The organism is Cellulomonas septica, from assembly GCF_012396155.1.
Taxonomy (GTDB): Bacteria; Actinomycetota; Actinomycetes; order Actinomycetales; family Cellulomonadaceae; genus Cellulomonas; species Cellulomonas septica.
This window is the reverse complement of sequence record NZ_JAAXOY010000547.1, coordinates 1-2,455: the sequence shown is the minus strand read 5'-3', so window position 1 is coordinate 2,455 and position 2,455 is coordinate 1. Positions and strand designations below refer to the sequence as shown.

The following is a 2,455-nucleotide window of genomic DNA, read 5'->3' as shown; positions in this document are numbered from 1 at the left end:
GGCCCGGTCCGGACGGACGTGCCGTCCCGCTCCACCGACCCGCGTGTCTGGCGGACCTCGTCCGGGCGGGCTTCGACGAGCGACTGCTCGACCACCCCATGGGCACCTGGGCAGTGCACGAGGCGGGAGCGGTCCTCGGCCTCGTGCTCGGCGGCGCGTCGTGGCTCTACGTCCGGGCGTTCACGACGGACCCCGACGTGCAGCGCGCCGCCGTCGTGGCCCTCGTCGTCGCGGCCGTGACCATGCCGATGGCCGGGTGGGTGTTCGTGCTCGACGGCGTCCTGATCGGCGCGGGCGACGGGCGGTTCCTCGCCTGGGCGGGCGTCCTCACGCTCGTCGCCTACGTGCCGGTCGCACTGGCCGTGCGCGCGTGGGCACCCGACGGCGTCGCCGGACTCGCCTGGCTCTGGGCGGCGTTCGCGGGCGTCTTCATGCTGGCCAGGGCCCTGACCACCGGCTGGCGCGCCCGCGGCACCGCGTGGATGGTGACGGGCGCGTAGGCCCACGCCGTGCCCAGCGTCAGACCCCCGCCGACTCCGCCGCGTACCGGGAAGCGAACGCGCCCGGCGTCATGCCCGTGACGCGGCGGAAGTCACGGGACAGGTGCGGCTCGTCGGCGTACCCGAGCCGCGCGGCGACGTCGGCGACGGTCGTGCCGCCCGCGCGCAGCAGCCCTGCCGCCTCGTGCAGCCGACGACGCTGGACCAGCCACTTCGGCGACAGCCCCAGCCGTCGCCGCGTCAGGCGCTGCAAGGACCGCTCCGTCATGCCGAACCGGTCGCACAGCTGGGCGACGCGCAGCAGCTCGGGGTCGTGCTCGACGGCATCGACGATCGCGTTCACCTGCAGCCCTTCCTCGTCCACGGGCAGCCACCGCCGCAGGAAGTCCCCGACCAGGTCGGTCGCGGCCCGCTGCCGCGACTCGTCGGTCGGGTCGGGCGCCACCTCCGCTCGCACGCGCGTCACCAGCGTGTCCGTGTCGGTCGAGGGAGTCGTCGCCGCGAGCGCCGGCCCGAGGTCACCGTGCCGGCCGGTCCACGCCCCGACCGTCCCACCGGTCAGCAGCGCGCCCGCCGCGGGCTGCAGCAGCACGCCCACCGCCCACCCGCTGCCGGTGAGCGTCGTCGTCGAGAGCCCGGGGGCGACCCCGTAGAACCGCGCGTACGCATCCGCGACCACCACCAGGCAGACGGGGTACTGCAGCACCTGCTGCACGGCCGACCCGCCGCCGGGCACGTGCCACGTCGGCACCCAGTACCGCCGCACCAGGTCCGCGAGGTCGGGCTCGGGCGCCCACCGTCCGATGCGGAACGACCGGTCCGCCGGGTCGACGAGGTGCGCGCGCTCGACCTCGTCGACGGCCGCGCCGCCGACCGCACGAGGCTCGGGCCGTGCAGCACCGCCCGCCGCGCTGTCGGGTTTCATCAAGCCACCCCTCCCCTCGCCGCCTAGCGTCGCAGTCATGACCGACAACCCGACCCTGCAGACCTACGCCCGCCGCGCCGACGGCATGCAGGCGACCCTCGACGCGATCGCCCCGTCGTCCTGGGACGCCCCCTCCCCCTGCGCGGGGTGGACGGGACGCGACGTCGTCGCCCACCTCGTCGACACCCAGCGCGACTTCCTCACGACGCACGGCGCCGACCTCGGACCGCGCCCCGACCTGGCCGACCCGGCCGCCGCGTGGCGCACCCACACGGCCGAGGTGCGAGACGTCCTCGCCCGACCGGGCTTCGTCGACCGCGAGTACGACAGCCTCGGGTCGACGACGACGGTCGGCGCCACGGTCGACATGTTCTACGGGTTCGACATGGTCGCCCACCGCTGGGACGTCACGGCCGCCGACGGCCGCGCCTACGCGTTCGACGACGCCGACCTCGACGTCATCGAGGGCATGGTCGCGGCGATGGGCGACATGATCTACGCGAGCGGCGTCTGCGGGCCGGCGCTCGAGGTCGCCCCCGACGCGGACCGGCAGACGCGGGCCCTCGCAGCGCTCGGTCGGCGGGCGACGGTCACCGTCTGACCGCGCCGTCCCACGTGCGTCGCGCGCCTGTCCGCTGAGGGCAGACACGACACCCACCCGCGCGCCGGTGACCCGGGTCTAGCGTGGCGGACAGGCGCGACGACGACGGGAGCCCCCATGACGCACGAGCTGACGGCCCGACCTCACCGGGTCGCGCACCCGGCCGCGAGCGGCACCGGGACGACCGGCCACCTCGTCGAGCACCGCGTCGAGCCCTTGCTCCGGCGGCTCGTCGGCGCGATCCTCCGCGAGCGCCGCGAAGACCAGGGCCGCACCCTGCGCGACGTCGCCGTCGACGCACGCGTCTCGGTCGCCTACCTGTCGGAGATCGAGCGCGGCCGCAAGGAGGCGTCGTCCGAGGTGCTGGTCGCGGTGTGCCGCGCGCTGGGCATGCGGCTCGTCGACCTCGTCGGCGCGGCGCACGCGGAG

3 protein-coding genes and 1 pseudogene are annotated in these 2,455 nt (G+C 75.7%); 3 read left to right on the top strand and 1 reads right to left on the bottom strand.

Translation table 11 applies throughout. From position 1 onward, the window contains the following. A pseudogene (locus HGA02_RS16370) lies at positions 1-500 on the top strand (hypothetical protein); the annotation flags it as partial. A 19-nt stretch (positions 501-519) separates the two neighbouring features. On the opposite strand, the gene HGA02_RS16365 reads toward HGA02_RS16370, so the two are convergent. Continuing rightward, positions 520-1,425 (bottom strand): helix-turn-helix domain-containing protein, encoded by a 906-nt coding sequence (locus HGA02_RS16365; protein WP_168680170.1) that lies wholly within the window; start codon positions 1,423-1,425, stop codon positions 520-522. A 37-nt stretch (positions 1,426-1,462) separates the two neighbouring features. Between HGA02_RS16365 and HGA02_RS16360 the strand changes: the two genes are divergently transcribed. After that, entirely contained in the window at positions 1,463-2,026 is a 564-nt protein-coding gene (locus tag HGA02_RS16360) for a TIGR03086 family metal-binding protein (RefSeq protein ID WP_168680168.1), read from the top strand. Positions 2,027-2,143: 117 nt separating this feature from the next. Beyond that, a partial coding sequence (locus tag HGA02_RS16355) for a helix-turn-helix domain-containing protein (RefSeq protein ID WP_168680166.1) occupies positions 2,144-2,455 on the top strand: 312 nt, incomplete at its 3' end.